The following is a 2,249-nucleotide window of genomic DNA, read 5'->3' as shown; positions in this document are numbered from 1 at the left end:
CCTTTATACACCGGCGGCCATGGTGGTGGCCCAGGCCATTATTGCTTCCCCTATCGTGGCGGGTTTTACCGTGGCTGCCATGCAATCTCTCAACCCGAAGATTCCCTTGCAGATTCTGGCCCTGGGGGCTTCCCGGTGTCAATTGCTGTGGCTTCTGGTGCGGGAGGCCCGGCTGGGTTTGCTGGCCGCGGTGATAGCCGGGTTTGGTGGCGTGATATCCGAAGTGGGCGCCTCCATGATGGTCGGCGGCAACATTGCCGGTAGCACACGGGTGCTTACGACGGCCACGGTACTGGCAGTGGGCCAGGGCAAGTATGAGCTGGCCACCGCCTTGAGCATCATTTTGTTGCTCCTGGCTTACGGTATTACTGCTATATTAACCATGGCCCAGCAGCGCGGCAGCCATGCTTGAAGATCGGAGCGATGAACGCGGCGGGGGCGACCGTCGCCCCGACAGCGTTGCCATAGTGTTGCATTTTGAGGAGAGAAAATGCAAATGAAGGAATTATTCCAGGCAGTTACCATTAAAGAGGCGCGGGAAAGGGTTTTAAATCATGTCTCGTTTCCGCGGGATGGGGAAAAAGTCCCATTGTTGTCCGCTCTCAACCGTTGTCTTTTACATGATGTGGTGGCCGTTGACGATGTACCGGGTTTTGACCGTTCTACCATGGACGGTTTTGCCGTGCGGGCAAAGGATACTTTTGGAGCTTCCGAGGGCCTGCCCGCCTATCTGGAGGTGGCAGGTGAAGTCCTGATGGGTGTGGCGCCGGACAGGGATTTAAAGCCGGGTCAGGCCTGGCGCATTGCCACCGGCGGGATGCTGCCCGCGGGCGCCGACGCGGTGGTGATGGTGGAGCATACCGAGGAACTGGATGACAGGACCATTGGCGTTACCAGGCCGGTGGCACCCGGGGAAAACGTCGTCCGCCGGGGTGAGGATGTTTCGGCGGGTAGCGTGGTGCTGCCGGCGGGGCACCGCCTGCGGCCGCAGGACCTGGGGATACTGGCCGCGGCCGGGGTTGTGGCAGTGGAAGTAAGACGTCCCTTAAGGGTGGGTATCATTTCCACCGGCGATGAAGTGGTCTCTCCGGCAGAAAAACCGGCCCCGGCCCAGGTGCGGGACATCAATTCCTATACCCTTTCGGGGGCGGTGGCCGCCTGTGGCGGCGAGCCACTCCTGTACGGCATTGTCCGGGACGACTTTCACCAGCTGCAGGACCGGCTGGCCCGGGCCCTTTCTGAAAACGATATGGTGCTGCTCTCCGGGGGTAGTTCGGTGGGTACCCGGGACGTGGCGGCCCGGGTGATTGATTCCCTGGGGCGGCCGGGAGTGTTATTTCACGGAATTTCCCTGAAACCCGGCAAGCCCTCCGTGGGGGCGGTGGTCAACGGCAAACCGGTCTTCGGGCTGCACGGGCATCCCGCCTCGGCCCTGGTGGTCTTTGAACTGCTGGTGGCCCCTTTGATCAGATCTTACAGTTACCCTCAGGAAAGCTTCTGGGAATTCCCCTTGAAAGCGCGGGTAACCCGCAATTTGCGTTCCGCCGCGGGGCGGGAGGATTTCATACGTGTGAAACTGCGCTTGCAGGGCGGGGAGCTCCACGCGGAGCCCGTGCTGGGCAAATCGGGCCTGATTACCACTATGGTTCGTGCCGACGGGCTGGCCCGCATCCCGGCGGGTAAAGAAGGTGTGGAAGCAGGCGAATGGGTGGAGGTCAAACTTTTTTGAGGAGTGATGGCGTTGTCTAAGGTCACGGGGAAACGGGACGTTTATCTGGATGACCGGCCCTGGGAAGAAGCTCTGGAAGAATACATGGCTTACCTTGAGCAAAAGGGGGCGCTCAATCCCGGCCCGCCCGAGGTGGTGGCGGTGGAGGAAGCCCGGGACCGGGTGACGGCGGCTCCCGTTTATGCCCGGGTGTCTTCGCCCCATTACCACGCGGCGGCCATGGACGGCTACGCGGTCAGGGCTGCCCTTACTTTTGGTGCTTCTGAAACTGCTCCCAGGCGGCTCGCTGTGGGCAGCGAGGCCGTCATGGTTGATACGGGTGATCCCCTCCCCGAAGGGTGCGACGCGGTGATCATGGTGGAGGACGTGCATTTTGTCTCCCCGGAGGTCATTGAAATTACACAGCCGGTTTATCCCTGGCAGCACGTACGGCCCATAGGGGAAGATATAGTTGCTACGGAGATGATCGTTCCCGCCAATCACCGGGTGCGCCCCATGGACATCGGGGGGCTCCTGGCGG

Annotated in this window: 2 protein-coding genes and 1 pseudogene; all 3 read left to right on the top strand. The window is 61.3% G+C overall.

Annotated elements, in window-relative coordinates; translation table 11 throughout:
* On the top strand, positions 1 to 412 hold a 412-nt coding region (locus tag ACPLUI_RS14075), incomplete at its 5' end, for an ABC transporter permease (protein ID WP_424660871.1).
* 84 nt (positions 413 to 496) lie between these two features.
* Positions 497 to 1,729 (top strand): gephyrin-like molybdotransferase Glp, encoded by a 1,233-nt coding sequence (gene glp / locus ACPLUI_RS14070; RefSeq protein ID WP_424660870.1) that lies wholly within the window; start codon positions 497 to 499, stop codon positions 1,727 to 1,729.
* 6 nt (positions 1,730 to 1,735) lie between these two features.
* A pseudogene (locus ACPLUI_RS14065) lies at positions 1,736 to 2,249 on the top strand (molybdopterin biosynthesis protein); the annotation flags it as partial.

This window comes from Desulfofundulus sp., from assembly GCF_049701015.1.
Classification (GTDB): Bacteria; Bacillota; Desulfotomaculia; order Desulfotomaculales; family Desulfovirgulaceae; genus Desulfofundulus.
The sequence above is the reverse complement of the archived record's forward strand: the minus strand, read 5'-3'. Positions and strand labels throughout refer to the sequence as shown.

Bases quoted from the DNA above. Each gene is read 5' to 3' on its own strand.
- glp (WP_424660870.1), top strand. From the start codon at position 497: ATGAAGGAATTATTCCAGGCAGTTACCATTAAAGAGGCGCGGGAAAGG.